Source organism: Alkalihalobacterium alkalinitrilicum (genome assembly GCF_002019605.1).
GTDB classification, from domain to species: Bacteria; Bacillota; Bacilli; order Bacillales; family Bacillaceae_F; genus Alkalihalobacterium; species Alkalihalobacterium alkalinitrilicum.
Genome location: NZ_KV917368.1, coordinates 913,938 through 932,110, shown reverse-complemented (window position 1 = coordinate 932,110; position 18,173 = coordinate 913,938). Strand labels below are relative to the sequence as shown.

Genomic DNA, 18,173 nt, shown 5'->3' with positions numbered 1-18,173 from the left:
TTTTATTTTACACGGTAAGCTTTTTCTTAATATCCTCTCTCAGGACAAACTTTTGGATTTTTCCGCTCGTCGTCATCGGCATTTCTGCAATAATTTCAAGACGTTCAGGAACCTTTTGAATAGCTACACCTTTACGAAGTAAATAGTCTTTCATCGTTTCCAAATCTAGGTTTGTGTATTTATTTAGCTTGATATAAGCACAAGCCTTTTCACCCATTTTCTCGTCGGGCATGGCCACCACTGCAACTTGATTGACACTTTCATGCTCATAAAGGAGTTCCTCTACTTCTTTCACAGAGATGTTTTCTCCACCACGGATAATGATGTCTTTCTTTCTTCCAATAATTTGAATATATCCGTCTTCATCGATGGAAGCTAAATCTCCCGTCAGAAAATATTCATCATAAAAAGAGTCTTCATTAAACTCGGATTGCAAATACCCTAAAAACATCTCTGGGCCTTTGACAGCTAACTCTCCAACTTCGTTGACAGATAGAGCTTCCATATTATCGTCAAGAATTAGCGATGCAGATCCTTCCAATGCTCGACCATCTGTATAAGCGGTCTTATCAAAGGTATCAGTTGGGCCGCATAAGGTAAAAGTCGGATATTCCGTTGAACCGTACACACGTGTGACGAAACAGTTTAATAGTTTACTACTATTAATGACTAATTCTGGTGGTACATCGGCTCCGCCGCAAAGGATGTATTTCAATGGGATTTCTTGATTGGTTTCTTTCACAACATCGTAGATCCCTTGTAGGAATGGTGTAGCACCAAGTAAAAACGTACAATTTCCTGCAACGATTTTTTCCACGGCTGCTCTTGGTTCCCAAACATCTTGTAAAATTAATGTCGCTTGAAGCATGATAGGTAACTCAAGGCCATTAATAAATCCTGCAATATGTGTCACGGGTGACGGCATGAAAACGTTGTCATTTTCGCTTAACTGATACAAAGAAATCACGGAATGATTTTCATGGATCAATGTATTATGTGTATGTACCGCACCTTTAGGATTTGACGTTGTTCCTGAGGTGTACATCAGTAAGAAAGGATCCTTTTCCGTCACAGGTTCAACATTGGAATGAAGGCCTAAGTTATGACTAACACATTCTTCGAAGAAAACTTCACCTTTCTCATTTAGATCAGGTTGATCTGAATACTTATCCAAAATCACTACTTTTTGTAATCCATTTAATTCATCTTGTAATTCTCTAATCATCTGTAAATAATCAAATTTGCGGAATGTGTTTGGGACGATTAGAACTTTTGTTCGGGATTGATTTAATATATATTGCACTTCTTTTTTTCGATAAATAGGAATGATGGGATTACATACTGCACCGATCATCGCTACAGCATAATGAATAATTAAACTTTCTGACCAATTTGGTAATTGGAACGAAACAACATCGCCCTTCTCAACACCAATTTTTTTTAAATAGAATGCAAGTTTTACTGACTTATCATAAAGTTCTTCATACGTATAAGAGACAAAACCATCCTCAACTGCTATACGTTTCGGGTTACTTAAGTAAGCATCCATTAAATATGTAAAAATATTTTCGTTTCTCCAATACCCTTTTTTTTCATAATCACCCTTTGGCATCATGAGTTCCACTTTAGCTCCCCCAATACAAATTTACTAATAGCAAAAACTAAAATTAAAATTTCGTTAACTCGATTCAATGACTTGAGTTAGTATTATTATAAATATACCATTCCAAAAAATCAAATATTTTTTTAAATTTTGAACGATCGTTTTCTGAAAATTAATTTTAGTACCTTTTGATGATCGAACGCAACCCTTTTTTGAATGAATGTTGACGTTTTTTTAACACCATTGAAATCTCCTGTTTATCCTTGTTGATGAAAACTAATCAAGGCATTGGTCTTTATCCGACAAAAAGGAGAGGTGAAGTCATTCGCAAAAAAGATTAAGGACACGCAAAAACGCTCATATACTAAAATATGAGCGTTTTTATGCACGATGTATGCTGTTAATTTCTTGTTAAAATTAATACTTATAGGTGTACCGTAACCTATAGTAATCGCCTTTTCCGATCGCGTTACTATACGTCCTTATCTTTATTCGCAATAATATCTATAAAAAAATCAATATATTGATTACCTTTACTTAATATATCAAAGTTTCCGCTAAAATAGCACCACTCAATATATATCCCACGATAAAAGCATAAGATCATCTCAGCTACTTCCTCATTAGTCATATCATCCCTTATTTCTCCTCGGGCTTGACCTTCTGTTACTATCTGCAAGATTAGCTGATTAACCGTTCGGTCACCAGTAAATATATAAGGGGTCGTTTTCGGATCTAATTGACTTTTGGCAACGATGGTTACAAATTCAAAACCTAAATCTATAAATATATTAATACCTTCAGAAAGAATAACACGAATTTTTTCAGTAGCTAACATGTCTTTAGGTAATTTATGATATACACTTAAATACGTTTCATCGATATCTTTATATTGTTCTAAAATTACAGCATCTTTTGATTTGAAATAAGTATAAAAAGATCCCTTAGAAGTTCCAGCTTCCTTAGCAATTTCCTCAACATGTACTTCATCGAAACCCTTTTCTTTAAACAACCTTAAAGCACTATCAAGTAATGCTTTTCTTGTTTTCAGTGCTTGCTTTTGACGGGCTGTTAAAGTTTTGTGATTATTTTTCATCATTTGTAATTTCTCCTGTTTAAAAGTTAGCTCTACTATTAACAAAGCAAGTAACCTTTATATTTTTATTACTTTATTTCTTTTTTGTTATAATAGAGAATATAATAAATCATTTCTCAAATTCAATTTTTTTAATATATTAAAAAGAAAACTTACATTTAGTATATCAGAATTTGTTAGTAGTAAATTTTAGCAATTTTCAGATAAAAAGACAAGCCCATGATTGCATAAATATAATAAAAATTAATCAGACAACGTTCATATGTATGATTTTTCGATGGTAGATAACTTCCTTTTATACATGTATGAACTACTAACTTATGAATGATGTATCTTGAAATTAAACTATGTATGAGTTTTTATATAAAAAAGACGATAATATACAAAAAATGTATATTATCGTCTTTTAATCATTTAGATTATTAAACTAAAGCTCCAATCTTTCACAAACTGACTTTGAAATAAGAATAAAGTGTACCGCAAAAACCTCCATCTTTAATTCTTGCACCTTAACGTTTAATGATGGCGACTTGAATTTGTTTCTAAAGCGACAACTCCCACGTTTCTCCAACTAAATCCTTCCCAAAACTATGATGTTTTTCTTCATCCACAAGTGTAAATCCTTTTTTCTGATAAATATGCCGAGCTTCTTTAAGGACACTATTTGTCCATAAGACGAGTTTCTTATATCCAACCCTTCTAGAAAAGTTAATACATTCTTCAACTAATTGTGAACCGAGACCTAATCCTCGAGCCTTTGGGTCTACTATTAGTAAACGGAGTTTAGCTGTGTCTTCACTTCCTTCAACAACAAAAATAGAACCCACAATTTCTCCATTCATTTCGGCAATCCAGCAACGTTCACGTTTTGGATTATAGTTATCTATAAAATCAGCTACAATTTGTGAAACAAGTGATTCAAAATTCACATCCCATCCATATTCCTGTGAATATAAGATACCGTGTTTGTGAACAACCCACCCCATATCACCAGGTTCGTGTTGACGAAGGAAATATGGTCCTGAAAATTTAAGACTTTTCTTCTTAATAAGCAAACCTTCAACTGTTTTCAGAGCATTAATTAATTGTTGTTGTTCACTTTCCGACAATTCTCCAATGAGTTCAGCTATTTCATTGTTTGAACGTTCATTGAGCTGAGAAAATGCTTTTACTCCTTCAAGCGTAAGTTTTAGAATTAGTTGCCTAGCATCTCTAGTAGAACGCTCTTTCTGTATAATACCTTTCTCTTCAAATCGAGCTAATATACGACTTACATAACCTGCATCCAATCCCAAATCGTGAATTAAATTTGAAGCTGTAAGGTTATTGTTGTTAGCAATTTCAAATATTATCCTAGATTCTGTCAGTGAGTAAGGGCTATGTAATAAGCTCTCTCGCAAAGCACCAATTTGTTTTGTCATAAAACGATTAAAATGGCGAACAGCATTTATTCTTTCTTCCTTTGAAATATTTGACAAAATAGTCACCCCTTAAATTTAATTGCTTTTGTCAAATATTATGATTAAATTAATTGTTGAAGTCAACTTATTTTCAAATTCTTTATTAAATTAAGCTCTCAATAAGCAACTTTTCTTTTTCTACATCTTTCTGTTCTTTATGTTAATTAAATCTTTGAAGAAAAGGTTTAAGATAAAAGAGTGTCATAATAAAACCCTTTGATAATATCAGGTATCTCATGCTCCGTATATTCATCGGGATATATTAATACATAAGGGTTCGATTTTAACATCACACTTGCTTTTGGTATGATTGTCTCTTCTATCTTGAAATGAAGGCTTAATTATCGCGAACTTCATTAAAGCGATGGTTTCAAAAAAATTTTTCAACTCCATATGTGTTTTTCTCACCTTTACTCATATTTACATAGTGAAAGGGGGTGAGAACATGCTTACTAATTCTCGCTTAGTGATTGTATTCGAAACAGGGATCAACCAAATTGGTGAGCCGATCTTGAAAACGAAGAGTTTTAACAACATTAAGACTGGTGCATCAAACGAACAGTTAAAAGCTGTTGCCGATGCACTAACACAACTTCAAGCTTGGACACCGCAAAAGATCGAGCGAAGTAACACGTATAATCTTGAAGCATAATTCTATGAAAATCGTGTAGAAAGGAGGACTTACGATGACGAAAAGACTAGAACTCGTATTTGAAAATGAGCAAGCCAAAACAGTAACAATTTCTTTAGAAAACCCTGTGTATCCTGTTGATCCAGCCGCCATTGCTACGGCTATGGATGAGATCATCGCACAAAATGCATTTACATCTGCAGGTGGGAACTTAGTGGAAAAAAAGAGCGCACGTGTCGTTGACCGCACTGTAGAAGTTATTGAATTCTAATCAACCATAATGGTGGAAAAGGAGGAGGTCTTCCCTCTTCCTTTTTCATAGTTTCATTAAAAAGGAGGAGTTAAAGATGGAATTGTGGCTACCGCTTTTAAGTGAGTTTGGCTTCCCTGTGGTTGTGACCCTTTACCTACTTCATCGTGTCGAGAAAAAACTAGACATGGTCAACCAATCGATCCAACGGTTACCCGAAAGCCTTGCGCCACTTTACTTTAATCGAAACACTGAACAGAAGAAAAGTATTTAACTAGCGAAGAACCATTTAGCTCATTGGATGAGGCTAAATGGTTTTTTGATGTTATTGGACTCTAGCTGATAAAATTAAAGTCGATAATTTTACCTTTATTTTATCTTGTATATCTAAGCTTTACTATGTCTTGGCTCTAGTATTTCAATCGGTACAATGTTAGATTATTTAAGGTGTTTTGTTGGGTGTTCCATGAATATAACCAGGGGCAGGAGATAATTCAGGTGCTTGTCCTGTGCCGACTGGCTTCTCTTCATACTTGAACATTCCTAACCCATCCATAGAGGTACCAGATGCCCAACGTCCTTGTAGGCTTTCCGTCCCTTCTGAACAATTCATAAAAGTATAGGCAACATCTGATTTCTCATATTGTCTGTTAAACGTACTAGGAACAACTAAGCCTTCCTTCTCTTCTAACTCTGAAATGGCGGCTGCCCACTGATTTTGATGGTAGCTGTCACGGGCAATAAGGAAAGAAAGCATGTCTCTTACCCCAGGATCATCAGTCATCTCATATAAACGAACGACTTGAAGCCTACCTTGTGATTCGGCATTTAAGTTGGCTCTAAAATCGGCTAACAAATTCCCACTAGCAATAGTGTACCGAGCCGTCCATGGGTATCCTGTACTATCGTTAGGACTAGCGCCTAATCCGTTTACGATTGCATGTTGAGTGTTCATACCACCCATAACACTTGCAATGATCGGATCTTTCGCTGCCTCCTCTTGCTCTTCAACAGGTGCATTATCTAAAAGTTGGGCAATCATTGTAGCAAGCATCTCAACATGCGCCATTTCTTCAGTACCAATATCCAGCAACATATCACGATACTTTTTTTCTGCGTGGCAGTTCCATCCTTGAAATAGATATTGCATCATTACTGATATTTCACCAAACTGGCCTCCTAACACCTCCTGAAGCTTTTTTGCATAGACAGATCAGGTTTACTAGGTTTTGCTGTGTATTGTAATTCTTTTACGTTAAAGAACATGAGGACACCTCCGTAATATGTAATACGTTGATATTATTTCTTAAATATTTTTTCTTATACTTTTACCAATTTTCTCTTTTTACCTTGTTGTATGAGAGTATTTAAATTATAAAATTCCCTTCCTCTAATATTTGAGTCGAATGATGAGCTGTCACTTCTAAAGTGTTACAGTCAACTGAAGCAACTGAAGATTTTTTTAAGAAAAAGACATATTTGTTGACATTAAGAAAGTTTATTGGAGTAAGTTTTAATTTACAATTATACTTTGAGGTGAATATCTCAGTATTAAAAGGGTACATTAATTTTCGGGAGGTGTTAAAAATGACAAACAACAACAACAACAACAACTTAAACAATCGTAATAATAACCGCAACAACAATAACAACAATAATAATGACCAAGAATTAAACGTTGATAATGCTAACGTTGAATTAGCTCGTGATAATAACGTTGACAACATCAACAACCGCAACAACAATAACAATAATTAATAAGTCCTCAAAAAAAGTACTCTAACCTTGCTTAGTTTTCCAAACTACGTTGAAAGACCACCTATTACACGATAAGTGGTCTTTCCTTGTAAAACTTGTGATGTTGTAATAATACCCCTTCAATAAAACCATTGCTAACATCTTAATCCTCTCTTTGTCTTTTGTAGCATTCATATCGTTCTACGTAAAGAAAGGTTTCCTCTCACAAGGGACATGATGCCTTGCTTCTCTGTTCTCTCATATAGATTCCATAGGCTTGCCCACCGCAGATGTTGCCTCTTCGAGTTAAAAGCTCTTAAGCTTACTTATCGTTTACATACAAAAAAGCACAACCCACATGGATTGTGCCTGGTGCCTAGCGACGTCCTACTCTCACAGGGGGAAGCCCCCAACTACCATCGGCGCTGAAGAGCTTAACTTCCGTGTTCGGCATGGGAACGGGTGTGACCTCTTCGCTATCGCCACTAGACTAGACGGATTTTGATAAGCGGCGAATTTCTTCGTCAGTCTCAATTCTTTCGGTGTTCACGTATGTCTTGAAACGCTCCACTCCTCAGAATTTCACTTCCTCGAACTTCTTGCTTCTGAAAATCCTTTTTAAAATTTTGATAAGCTTCGCATTTATACGATGCTTATGATTGAGAGTCATTCTCTCAAAACTGGATAATGTACTAGAAGAATGTCAACGCTTTATGTTTGTCTAGCTTCAATGCATAGATTTTTGTGTCATTTCGCTTCTTCAGTTGAAGTGTCACCACTTCGCCTTCTAAAGCTTCAATGCACGGCAAATCTGACCAAGGCATTTCAGCTTTTCTATTTGGATAAGCCCTCGACCGATTAGTATCTCTCAGCTCCACGTGTCGCCACGCTTCCACCCGAGACCTATCAACCTCATCATCTCTAAGGGGTCTTACTTACTTAACGTAATGGGAAATCTCATCTTGAGGGGGGCTTCACGCTTAGATGCTTTCAGCGCTTATCCCGTCCACACGTAGCTACCCAGCTATGCTCCTGGCGGAACAACTGGTACACCAGCGGTGTGTCCATCCCGGTCCTCTCGTACTAAGGACAGCTCCTCTCAAATTTCCTACGCCCACGACGGATAGGGACCGAACTGTCTCACGACGTTCTGAACCCAGCTCGCGTACCGCTTTAATGGGCGAACAGCCCAACCCTTGGGACCTACTTCAGCCCCAGGATGCGATGAGCCGACATCGAGGTGCCAAACCTCCCCGTCGATGTGGACTCTTGGGGGAGATAAGCCTGTTATCCCCAGGGTAGCTTTTATCCGTTGAGCGATGGCCCTTCCATGCGGAACCACCGGATCACTAAGCCCGACTTTCGTCCCTGCTCGACTTGTAGGTCTCGCAGTCAAGCTCCCTTATGCCTTTGCACTCTACGAATGATTTCCAACCATTCTGAGGGAACCTTTGGGCGCCTCCGTTACTGTTTAGGAGGCGACCGCCCCAGTCAAACTGCCCACCTGACACTGTCCCTGAACCGGATCACGGTTCGAGGTTAGAACTTCAATACAGCCAGGGTAGTATCCCACCGACGCCTCCACGTAAGCTGGCGCTCACGCTTCCAAGGCTCCTACCTATCCTGTACAAGCTGTACCAAAATCCAATATCAAGCTACAGTAAAGCTCCATGGGGTCTTTCCGTCCTGTCGCGGGTAACCTGCATCTTCACAGGTAATATAATTTCACCGGGTCTCTCGTTGAGACAGTGTCCAAGTCGTTACACCATTCGTGCGGGTCGGAACTTACCCGACAAGGAATTTCGCTACCTTAGGACCGTTATAGTTACGGCCGCCGTTTACTGGGGCTTCGGTTCACAGCTTCGGCTTGCGCCTAACCACTCCCCTTAACCTTCCAGCACCGGGCAGGTGTCAGCCCCTATACTTCGCCTTGCGGCTTCGCAGAGACCTGTGTTTTTGCTAAACAGTCGCTTGGACCTATTCACTGCGGCTCTCTCGGGCATACACCCTAACAGAGCACCCCTTCTCCCGAAGTTACGGGGTCATTTTGCCGAGTTCCTTAACGAGAGTTCTCCCGAGCGTCTTAGAATTCTCTTCCCGCCTACCTGTGTCGGTTTGCGGTACGGGCACCTCTCACCTCGCTAGAGGCTTTTCTTGGCAGTGTAGGATCAGGAACTTCGGTACTTAATTTCCCTCGCTATCACAGCTCAGCCTTTATGGTAAGCGGATTTGCCTACTTACCAGCCTAACTGCTTAGACGCGCATCCATCAGCGCGCTTACCCTACCTTACTGCGTCCCCCCATTGCTCAAACGGTGAGGAGGTGGTACAGGAATTTCAACCTGTTGTCCATCGCCTACGCCTTTCGGCCTCGGCTTAGGTCCCGACTTACCCTGAGCGGACGAGCCTTCCTCAGGAAACCTTAGGCTTTCGACGGAGGGGATTCTCACCCCTCTTTTCGCTACTCATACCGGCATTCTCACTTCTAAGCGCTCCACCAGTCCTTCCGGTCTGACTTCGCTGCACTTAGAACGCTCCCCTACCCCTGTCCGTAAGGACAAGCCGTAGCTTCGGTGATACGTTTAGCCCCGGTACATTTTCGGCGCAGAGTCACTCGACCAGTGAGCTATTACGCACTCTTTAAATGGTGGCTGCTTCTAAGCCAACATCCTGGTTGTCTGGGCAACTCCACATCCTTTACCACTTAACGTATACTTGGGGACCTTAGCTGACGGTCTGGGCTGTTTCCCTCTTGACTACGGATCTTAGCACTCGCAGTCTGACTCCCGAGGATAAGTATTTGGCATTCGGAGTTTGACTGAGTTCGGTAATCCTGTGGGGACCCCTAGCCCAATCAGTGCTCTACCTCCAATACTCTTCCCTCGAGGCTAGCCCTAAAGCTATTTCGGGGAGAACCAGCTATTTCCGAGTTCGATTGGCATTTCACCCCTACCCACACCTCATCCCCGCATTTTTCAACATGCGTGGGTTCGGGCCTCCATTCAGTGTTACCTGAACTTCACCCTGGACATGGGTAGATCACACGGTTTCGGGTCTACGACCACGTACTTATTCGCCCTATTCAGACTCGCTTTCGCTGCGGCTCCGCCTTATCAGCTTAACCTTGCACGGGATCGTAACTCGCCGGTTCATTCTACAAAAGGCACGCCATCACCCGTAAATGGGCTCTGACTACTTGTAGGCACACGGTTTCAGGATCTCTTTCACTCCCCTTCCGGGGTGCTTTTCACCTTTCCCTCACGGTACTGGTTCACTATCGGTCACTAGGGAGTATTTAGCCTTGGGAGATGGTCCTCCCTGCTTCCGACGGGGTTTCACGTGTCCCGCCGTACTCAGGATCCGTCTCGGAGAGACGATCATTTTGGCTACAGGGTTGTTACCTTCTCTGACGGGTCTTTCCAGACCGCTTCGCCTATGATCGTCTTTTCTTACTCCATGTGAGACGTCCTACAACCCCAAGAGGCAAGCCTCTTGGTTTGGGCTAATTCCGTTTCGCTCGCCGCTACTCAGGAAATCGCATTTGCTTTCTCTTCCTCTGGGTACTTAGATGTTTCAGTTCCCCAGGTCTGCCTCCTCATACCCTATGTATTCAGGTATGGGTACCATCCCATTACGGATGGTGGGTTCCCCCATTCGGATATCCCCGGATCAAAGCTTACTTACAGCTCCCCGAGGCATTTCGCTGTTCGTCGCGTCCTTCTTCGGCTCCTAGTGCCAAGGCATTCACCGTGCGCCCTTTCTAACTTAACCATTCGACAAATGATAAGCGGCGGATTACTTCGTTGACTGCGCTCTCTGCGTTGCTCATGTACACTTTAAACGTACATTCTGCTACTTGAGAACTTGCCACCTCGTACTCCTTGCTTCTAATTTGTCTCTTAAATCTATAAAGGTTGTTGAATTCTTGACGACTCAAGTTACTCTTGGTTACACAATGTGCAACCCAGTGAAATCTTGATGTCATTTCTAGTCATTATCCAGTTTTCAAAGAACCACTGACGAATGATAAGCGGCGGATTACTTCGTTGGCTGCGCTCTCTGCGTTGCTCATGTACACTTTAAACGTACATTCCGCTACTCGTGAGCTTGCCGCCTCGTACTCCTTGCTTCTAATTCGTCACTTAATTTAGAAATATATCAATTGAAAGAAGTAAATTCTTTCAAAACTGAACAAGGCAACTGACTTCAATTACAACTTGAACAGTCATCTAAGTTATACTTCTTGCAGCCTTGCATCGAGGAAGCTTACTTCGAAGCGTTGCTCGTAGACACAGATGCAAAAAGTAAATCAGAGAGTTTTGAGTTCTCTCAAAACTGAACAAAAAAGACCAAAGCGTACATACTCGAAGTATGCATCGACTAGAGTAAATACTCCATAGAAAGGAGGTGATCCAGCCGCACCTTCCGATACGGCTACCTTGTTACGACTTCACCCCAATCATCTGTCCCACCTTAGGCGGCTGGCTCCAAAAGGTTACCCCACCGACTTCGGGTGTTACAAACTCTCGTGGTGTGACGGGCGGTGTGTACAAGGCCCGGGAACGTATTCACCGCGGCATGCTGATCCGCGATTACTAGCGATTCCGGCTTCATGTAGGCGAGTTGCAGCCTACAATCCGAACTGAGAATGGTTTTATGGGATTGGCTCGACCTCGCGGTTTCGCTGCCCTTTGTACCATCCATTGTAGCACGTGTGTAGCCCAGGTCATAAGGGGCATGATGATTTGACGTCATCCCCACCTTCCTCCGGTTTGTCACCGGCAGTCACCTTAGAGTGCCCAACTAAATGCTGGCAACTAAGATCAAGGGTTGCGCTCGTTGCGGGACTTAACCCAACATCTCACGACACGAGCTGACGACAACCATGCACCACCTGTCACCTTGTCCCCCGAAGGGGAAAACTCTATCTCTAGAGGGTTCAAGGGATGTCAAGACCTGGTAAGGTTCTTCGCGTTGCTTCGAATTAAACCACATGCTCCACCGCTTGTGCGGGCCCCCGTCAATTCCTTTGAGTTTCAGCCTTGCGGCCGTACTCCCCAGGCGGAGTGCTTAATGTGTTAACTTCGGCACTAAGGGCATCGAAACCCCTAACACCTAGCACTCATCGTTTACGGCGTGGACTACCAGGGTATCTAATCCTGTTTGCTCCCCACGCTTTCGCGCCTCAGCGTCAGTTACAGACCAGAGAGTCGCCTTCGCCACTGGTGTTCCTCCACATCTCTACGCATTTCACCGCTACACGTGGAATTCCACTCTCCTCTTCTGTACTCAAGTCTTCCAGTTTCCAATGACCCTCCACGGTTGAGCCGTGGGCTTTCACATCAGACTTAAAAGACCGCCTGCGCGCGCTTTACGCCCAATAATTCCGGACAACGCTTGCCACCTACGTATTACCGCGGCTGCTGGCACGTAGTTAGCCGTGGCTTTCTGGTTAGGTACCGTCAAGGTACCGCCCTATTCGAACGGTACTTGTTCTTCCCTAACAACAGAGCTTTACGACCCGAAGGCCTTCATCACTCACGCGGCGTTGCTCCGTCAGACTTTCGTCCATTGCGGAAGATTCCCTACTGCTGCCTCCCGTAGGAGTCTGGGCCGTGTCTCAGTCCCAGTGTGGCCGATCACCCTCTCAGGTCGGCTACGCATCGTCGCCTTGGTGAGCCATTACCTCACCAACTAGCTAATGCGCCGCGGGCCCATCCCGTAGTGTTAGAAATCCCAACTTTTACAATGACACCATGTGGTGTCATTGATTATCCAGTATTAGCTCCGGTTTCCCGAAGTTATCCCAGTCTACAGGGCAGGTTGCCCACGTGTTACTCACCCGTCCGCCGCTAACCTTTCAAGAGCAAGCTCTTGAAAGGTTCGCTCGACTTGCATGTATTAGGCACGCCGCCAGCGTTCGTCCTGAGCCAGGATCAAACTCTCCAATAAATTGAAAATAGCTTGATATAAGCTCACTTGCACAGGATGTGCTGGCTTCGATGTTGCGAACAAATTCTACTCGAAATACTTCTTCGCATCAATTTGCGACGAGTAATCGCAGGAGCAGGACGTTCGCGTTCTTAATCGAAGGTCATCATCACTGTGACGTTTTTAAAACATTGACGAGATATCATGTATCTCTTTATTTCGCTTGGCTTTTTGTTCAGTTTTCAAAGAACTTTTTAATCTGTCATCTCAGCGACAGGAATTTAATCTTAACACGAAGACTTCATCTCATCAACAACTAATTTTTGGTAAAGTAAATAGTTGAGAGTAAAATTAATTAATCCATCGTGCGTTTGTTGTCTGAGAAGCGACAAGAAATAATATATCATGTTCAATTTAATTTTACAATCTTTTTTAAGTGGAAAATAATCCCTAGTTATTTTCTTTCCTTTAACTTGAGTAAGCCATATATTAAATTCTAAAATGTTCGTCAATCTGTACAAAAAATACATCTCCAATATTAGGTACATTATAAGATAAGTCAGTTCACCCTATAACACTTTCCTAACGTGTAAACTCTTAATTACCCCTATACTACTTAAAAAAGTATAAAAGCAAAATAAAATTAAACCTGCCATACCAACTAATATATGAACATCTTTCATTAATATAAATACATAATATAATATTTGTGTTAAATCCTATCGTCCTCAAACAGCTCATAATACTCCCCTTGCTATGGGTCTTAATTTTTAGGAAAAGGAATGAGCTCAACTCCCAATTCTTCCTTTAAAGCCCGAATTGATCCTGTTGTTTTTTCGTTAGGTTTAAATAATGATTTTGCATTTTCATTCACTCTTTATCTTTTTCCAGTACTCATGATCGGTTAAAAATATGCTAGTATTCTTTCTACATATGATTAGAGTAAAAACAGACAGTAATAAAATTTATTAAAAGAAAACAAATATGGTATCTTCTAAATAGAAGTCAACAATGTAATTGTCTTCTATTAGATTAAGCTTTTGGGATAGGGTCATTTTCTTTTAAAACTCGACCTACTCCATAACAAGAGGACCAATTTACCAAATGGCAGCTGTCGTTAAACCTAAATCGGCTATAGTAGCGAACGTATTGTTATATACACGTAAGATCCCTTAATCCATTACCACGCTGGATAATTATAAATAAGTAAAGTAAATATCACTGTTAAACTAGCGGAAAAGGAGGAGGTCTTCCCTCTTCCTTTTCCACTAGTTTCGTACGAGAGTGTAGGATTTCAAGATTGATTCGTGGCTACCGCTTTTAAGTGAATTTGGCTTCCATGTGGTCGTGACCCTATGCCTACTTCACCGCGTCGAGAAAAAACTAGACTTGGTCAACCAACCGATCCAACGGTTATCCGAAAGCCTAACGGTACTTTACTTTAATTGAAACACTCAACAGAAGGAAAGGTATTTAACTAGTAAAAAACCATTTAGCTCATGGGATAAGGCTAAATGGTTTTTTGATATTATTAACTGCAAGCGGAAAGGCCATAATTCCAATCTTAATGTTTCCTGTAGTGGCCATTAAGGTCTTCAGTAGCAATCTTTAAAGAGGTTATTTTCAGTTCCATATCACTTAAATGTTTTAAGATAGAGAGCTTCTCCCTATAGGCGGTTGTTTTGCTCACTAGAGTTAGAAGCTTCTTCCCTATTTAATTAAGAGGATAATATGTTAATCGCTACCGCGGCATTTCCACCATGCAGTAACCCTCCAGCGTTCTGTGTTATCCCTAATCTAGGCCTAGTTGGAATCTGTCTGCTTTCTGCTTGACCTCTTAATTGCCAAACTACTTCTGCTATTTGTGCCAGTCCAGTTGCTCCCACAGGATGCCCTTTGGATATTAAACCTCCACTAGGATTAACTGGTATCCGTCCACCAATTTCTGTAGCACCAGATTCCAATAATCTCCCTCCTTCTCCAGGAGAACAAATTCCTAAGTGTTCATAAGCCCAAATTTCCCCAGGGGCTGCAGCATCATGAACTTCTGCTATTTGTATATCGGAAGGTTGAACTCCCGCTATCTCATACGCTTTAGCAGCCGCCCTTTCCGTACTAGAAGCACCTTTATAATCACTCGCATTGCCCGATAAGACGACAGATCCAGCTACAAATATTGGCTGATTCGTCAACTTTTTCGCAGCTTTTTCACTGCAGATAATAGCTGCTGCTGCACCATCACTAACTGGAGAGCACATTAATAATCTTAAAGGATCGCTAATAGTCCGAGAATTGAGGACGGCATCTAAGGTTTGTGGTATTTGATATTGCGCACGACTATTTAAGCTTCCATTACGGCTATTTTTTACCACTATTTTTGCTATTGTTTCAATACTTGTGCCGAATCTACTCATATGTTCACGTGCTTCCGCTGCGTAATAATCCATGAATAAACTCTGATTATCACGGTTCTCACTCTTCTCAGAATTCCTTTCCATATCCTCGACATCTACTGCCCCTTGCAGTGCTCTAAATGCCCTAGAACGGTCTGGGTGATTCATCTTTTCTGCACCTATAGCGAGTACCATATCATACATTCCTGAGGCAACTGCCATCCACGCCATATGAAATGCGGAAGAACCACTAGCGCATGCATTTTCTACATTAAACATAGGGATTCCTTCCAATCCAGATCCGGATAACATTACTTGACCTCGGATACACTCTTGGCCTGAAATAATACCAGCCATCGCATTTCCGATATATGCAGCTTCTATTCCTGACAAGTTAACACCTGCATCCAGCATCGCTCCTTGCAATGCTTCATTTGTCAAATCCTTCAGACTCCGATTTAAATGTTTTCCAAATCGAGTCATACCAACTCCTTGAACTACAACTTTTCGCATTAACTTTTATACCTCCCTCTTAATTTACTTGTCGAGCTTGATTTGCCCAATATGGAGCTCTCAAGGCTTTTTTGTCAATCTTTCCATATGCAGTGACAGGTAGTGAATCGATAAAATCTATTGATTTGGGCACCTCGTATTTAGCTAGGCGGCTTTTACAAAAACTCAAAAGTTCCTCTTCACTTATTAGGCTATCTGTTACAACCACTGCTTTAACCGCTTCTCCCCAATTCTCATCAGGGACCCCGATTACCGTAGCTTGACGTACGCTCGGATGTTCAAACAAAACTTTCTCGACTACTGTTGTATAAATGTTGAACCCGCCACTAATTACCATATCTTTTTTACGATCCACCATATAGAAGTAACCTTCTTCATCCTGATAAGCCATATCCCCTGTATAAAGCCATCCATTACGTATCGTTTTTTGTGTCTCCTCTTCCTTTCGCCAATACCCTTGCATCAAGTGTGGTCCACGGGTAATTATTTCTCCAAATTCCCCTTGTGGAACTTCATTACCTTTTTCGTCTACTATTTTTACTTTCGACATAATCACTGGGCGACCGCAGGATGCAAGGCGCTTTGGTTCTTCTTCAGGACCAATCTGGTGGTCCGCCTTAGTTAGTATCGTAGTTTGATTAGCTACCTCCATCTGTGAATAGCCTTGTAATAAAATAGGACCCCAAGTTTTTAATGCCTGCTCAATTCTTGCTGGTGCCATGGGGGCTGCTCCATAAAAAAGAGTTTTTAAACTCGAAAGGTTATATTGATGTAGATCTGGAAAATCCAACAAGTTATATATCATCGTCGGAACTAGAAATGCAAAGGTTACCCGTTCCTGCTCAACTTTTTTACAAAATGATTCAGCGTTGAAGCCGTAGTCTATAATGTGTGTCCCGCCACGTAATAGACCAGGGAGGATTAGAAAACCTGCTGCATGTGGCAGTGGAGCTACGTGCAGCATAGTCACACCTCGTTCAAGCTCAAATTCTACTATTTCACTATACATTAGGGATATGGTTGATTTATGGGTGTGCATAACCCCTTTAGAACGTCCAGTCGTTCCCCCTGTATACATTATTGCAGCTAAATCATCACATTTAACTTCTATTGCGGGTTTTTCTACAGTAGACAAATTTTGGAGACTTCTTAAGCTACTATCTCCACTATCACCGAGATGAATTACTAAAGGATTTATACTAATCTGTTCAACGATATTTATAACACTATTAACATATTCGTACTCGCAAATTACTGCTTTAACCTCAGAATCTTCTAATCTATACTGTACTTCTTGTTCACTTAAAAAAGTATTTAACGGGACACGAACAGCGCCAATTTTGGAAATTGCAAACTCACAAACAACATATTCAATACAATTCTTTGTCCAAAGAGCAATCCTATCACCTGGTTCAATACCCATATGTAAAAGGGCATTGGAACACTGGTTTACCTCTTCTCCTAAAGAAGCATACGTGATACTTCGATTAGGATCTTTTATCGCAATTTTGTCTGAGTATTGGCTCACAGCTTTATCAAACAACTCACCTAATGTTGTCTCGAGCATATCTACTCCACCTTTTATTAATTATTTATAATATGAAGATTTAAGAAGATTACCTCGCAGCTCTGTATAGCTGCGAGGTTATCAATTGATTTATATTATTACTACCTTACTAGTTGACGAATCTGGTTTAAGAGTTCGAGCACTGTTTCTGGATTTGCATTTTGTGGTATTTTGCCAAACAAAACACCTTGTGGAATACTCTTTTTATCTAAATTCTCTTTACGGTTCCAGAAGTCCTCGTTTAATCCTCCGCCAATTGTCGTACTTTTACTCTGTAAGGATTGCAAGCAACTGATGCTTTCACCACCAAAAAGAGTAAAATCCACCTGCGTTTCATAACCTTCCCATCTGCTTGAAGCATCTGGTAAGGAAAGTCCTGTAGCCCATTGGTAATGTTTAGCCAAATTCAGGACTGGTTGATAAAGCTCAAGGGCCTCCTGTAGACCAACTGAAGGGTCGTTTACCTCTTGAATGACAATTGCAGATATTCCAGATGTTGAAAATGCGCGTAAAAAGTCTGATAGATACATTGCTGCGCTGTCAATATCCTCGTTTCCTATCACTTGTTCCTCATTTGGTCGAATAATCCCACTCATCTTTTGCAGCCAATATTGTGGGGAACCTATGTTTAACGCAAAAGGTTTAGCATCTCTATTCAGTTGGGCCAATCCATTTATCATATCAACCAAAATATTTCGAGGCTCCTCCATCGCTAACAATTTCTTTAAAGCAAATGTCAGTCTCTTTCCATACCATGATTTTACATCCTCTGGATGAGTGTCAATCCATGCACTGTAAATCTGATCGACAGATAAATGGATAACGTCAGATTTAAGCAACCCTTGTGCTTGACTGTAAGTCGAGATAAGGAGGGCAGAATTCTGAAAAATATTTTGGTTACTAGATGAAAATAGTTGCTTAGCATAGTCAATATAATCTAGCCAAATACCACGAGGTGCCTTAAACAATGTTTGGACTGGACTTGTCATGGTC

Annotated in this window: 12 protein-coding genes, 3 rRNA genes and 1 pseudogene; 5 read left to right on the top strand and 11 right to left on the bottom strand. The window is 40.9% G+C overall.

Features of this window, described 5'->3' with window-relative positions:
- Positions 1 to 7: 7 nt before the first annotated feature.
- The 3 genes from BK574_RS04435 to BK574_RS04425 form a co-directional block, all read right to left on the bottom strand.
- Positions 8 to 1,615: an AMP-binding protein gene (locus BK574_RS04435; RefSeq protein WP_238458114.1), complete on the bottom strand. Its 1,608-nt coding sequence runs from the start codon at positions 1,613 to 1,615 to the stop codon at positions 8 to 10.
- A gap of 460 nt (positions 1,616 to 2,075) precedes the next feature.
- A complete protein-coding gene (locus tag BK574_RS04430) occupies positions 2,076 to 2,702 on the bottom strand; it encodes a TetR/AcrR family transcriptional regulator (RefSeq protein WP_078427673.1) in 627 nt (208 codons plus the stop codon).
- Positions 2,703 to 3,241: 539 nt separating this feature from the next.
- Complete coding sequence (locus BK574_RS04425; RefSeq protein WP_238457948.1) at positions 3,242 to 4,186, bottom strand: bifunctional helix-turn-helix transcriptional regulator/GNAT family N-acetyltransferase; 945 nt, start codon at positions 4,184 to 4,186, stop codon at positions 3,242 to 3,244.
- A gap of 418 nt (positions 4,187 to 4,604) precedes the next feature.
- Here BK574_RS04425 and BK574_RS04420 point away from each other — a divergent pair, with 418 nt between their 5' ends.
- The 3 genes from BK574_RS04420 to BK574_RS04410 all read left to right on the top strand — a co-directional run bounded on the left by BK574_RS04420 (position 4,605) and on the right by BK574_RS04410 (position 5,314).
- Positions 4,605 to 4,811, top strand: coding sequence for a DUF1659 domain-containing protein (locus tag BK574_RS04420; protein WP_158211530.1), 207 nt, complete (start codon positions 4,605 to 4,607; stop codon positions 4,809 to 4,811).
- 34 nt (positions 4,812 to 4,845) lie between these two features.
- Positions 4,846 to 5,061: a DUF2922 domain-containing protein gene (locus BK574_RS04415; RefSeq protein ID WP_078427670.1), complete on the top strand. Its 216-nt coding sequence runs from the start codon at positions 4,846 to 4,848 to the stop codon at positions 5,059 to 5,061.
- Between the two features lie 76 nt (positions 5,062 to 5,137).
- Positions 5,138 to 5,314, top strand: a complete 177-nt coding sequence (locus BK574_RS04410) for a YvrJ family protein (RefSeq protein WP_078427669.1) — start codon at positions 5,138 to 5,140, stop codon at positions 5,312 to 5,314.
- 168 nt (positions 5,315 to 5,482) lie between these two features.
- On the opposite strand, the pseudogene BK574_RS04405 reads toward BK574_RS04410, so the two are convergent.
- A pseudogene (locus BK574_RS04405) lies at positions 5,483 to 6,306 on the bottom strand (manganese catalase).
- Positions 6,307 to 6,468: 162 nt separating this feature from the next.
- On the opposite strand from BK574_RS04405, the gene BK574_RS26890 reads away from it, so the two are divergent.
- The gene (locus BK574_RS26890) at positions 6,469 to 6,798 is read left to right on the top strand and encodes a hypothetical protein (RefSeq protein ID WP_142247894.1); all 330 of its coding nucleotides are present in this window, start codon (positions 6,469 to 6,471) and stop codon (positions 6,796 to 6,798) included.
- A 353-nt stretch (positions 6,799 to 7,151) separates the two neighbouring features.
- On the opposite strand, the gene rrf is transcribed toward BK574_RS26890, so the two are convergent.
- The 4 genes from rrf to BK574_RS04390 form a co-directional block, all read right to left on the bottom strand.
- A 5S ribosomal RNA gene (rrf, locus tag BK574_RS04400) occupies positions 7,152 to 7,267 on the bottom strand.
- Positions 7,268 to 7,469: 202 nt separating this feature from the next.
- Entirely contained in the window at positions 7,470 to 7,601 is a 132-nt protein-coding gene (locus BK574_RS28700; RefSeq protein WP_274379396.1) for a hypothetical protein, read from the bottom strand.
- A gap of 14 nt (positions 7,602 to 7,615) precedes the next feature.
- Positions 7,616 to 10,547: ribosomal RNA gene (locus BK574_RS04395) — 23S ribosomal RNA — on the bottom strand.
- A gap of 629 nt (positions 10,548 to 11,176) precedes the next feature.
- Positions 11,177 to 12,728, bottom strand: a 16S ribosomal RNA gene (locus BK574_RS04390).
- Together the 16S, 23S and 5S rRNA genes form the textbook arrangement of a ribosomal RNA operon.
- 1,278 nt (positions 12,729 to 14,006) lie before the next feature.
- Here BK574_RS04390 and BK574_RS28695 point away from each other — a divergent pair.
- Complete coding sequence (locus BK574_RS28695) at positions 14,007 to 14,156, top strand: YvrJ family protein (RefSeq protein WP_078427667.1); 150 nt, start codon at positions 14,007 to 14,009, stop codon at positions 14,154 to 14,156.
- A gap of 269 nt (positions 14,157 to 14,425) precedes the next feature.
- Here the strand turns inward: BK574_RS28695 and BK574_RS04375 are convergent, their stop codons facing one another.
- The 3 genes from BK574_RS04375 to BK574_RS04365 form a co-directional block, all read right to left on the bottom strand.
- Complete coding sequence (locus tag BK574_RS04375) at positions 14,426 to 15,613, bottom strand: thiolase family protein (protein ID WP_078427666.1); 1,188 nt, start codon at positions 15,611 to 15,613, stop codon at positions 14,426 to 14,428.
- 19 nt (positions 15,614 to 15,632) lie between these two features.
- The gene (locus BK574_RS04370) at positions 15,633 to 17,180 is read right to left on the bottom strand and encodes a long-chain-fatty-acid--CoA ligase (protein ID WP_078427665.1); all 1,548 of its coding nucleotides are present in this window, start codon (positions 17,178 to 17,180) and stop codon (positions 15,633 to 15,635) included.
- A 101-nt stretch (positions 17,181 to 17,281) separates the two neighbouring features.
- Positions 17,282 to 18,169: a hypothetical protein gene (locus BK574_RS04365; RefSeq protein WP_078427664.1), complete on the bottom strand. Its 888-nt coding sequence runs from the start codon at positions 18,167 to 18,169 to the stop codon at positions 17,282 to 17,284.
- Positions 18,170 to 18,173: the final 4 nt, after the last annotated feature.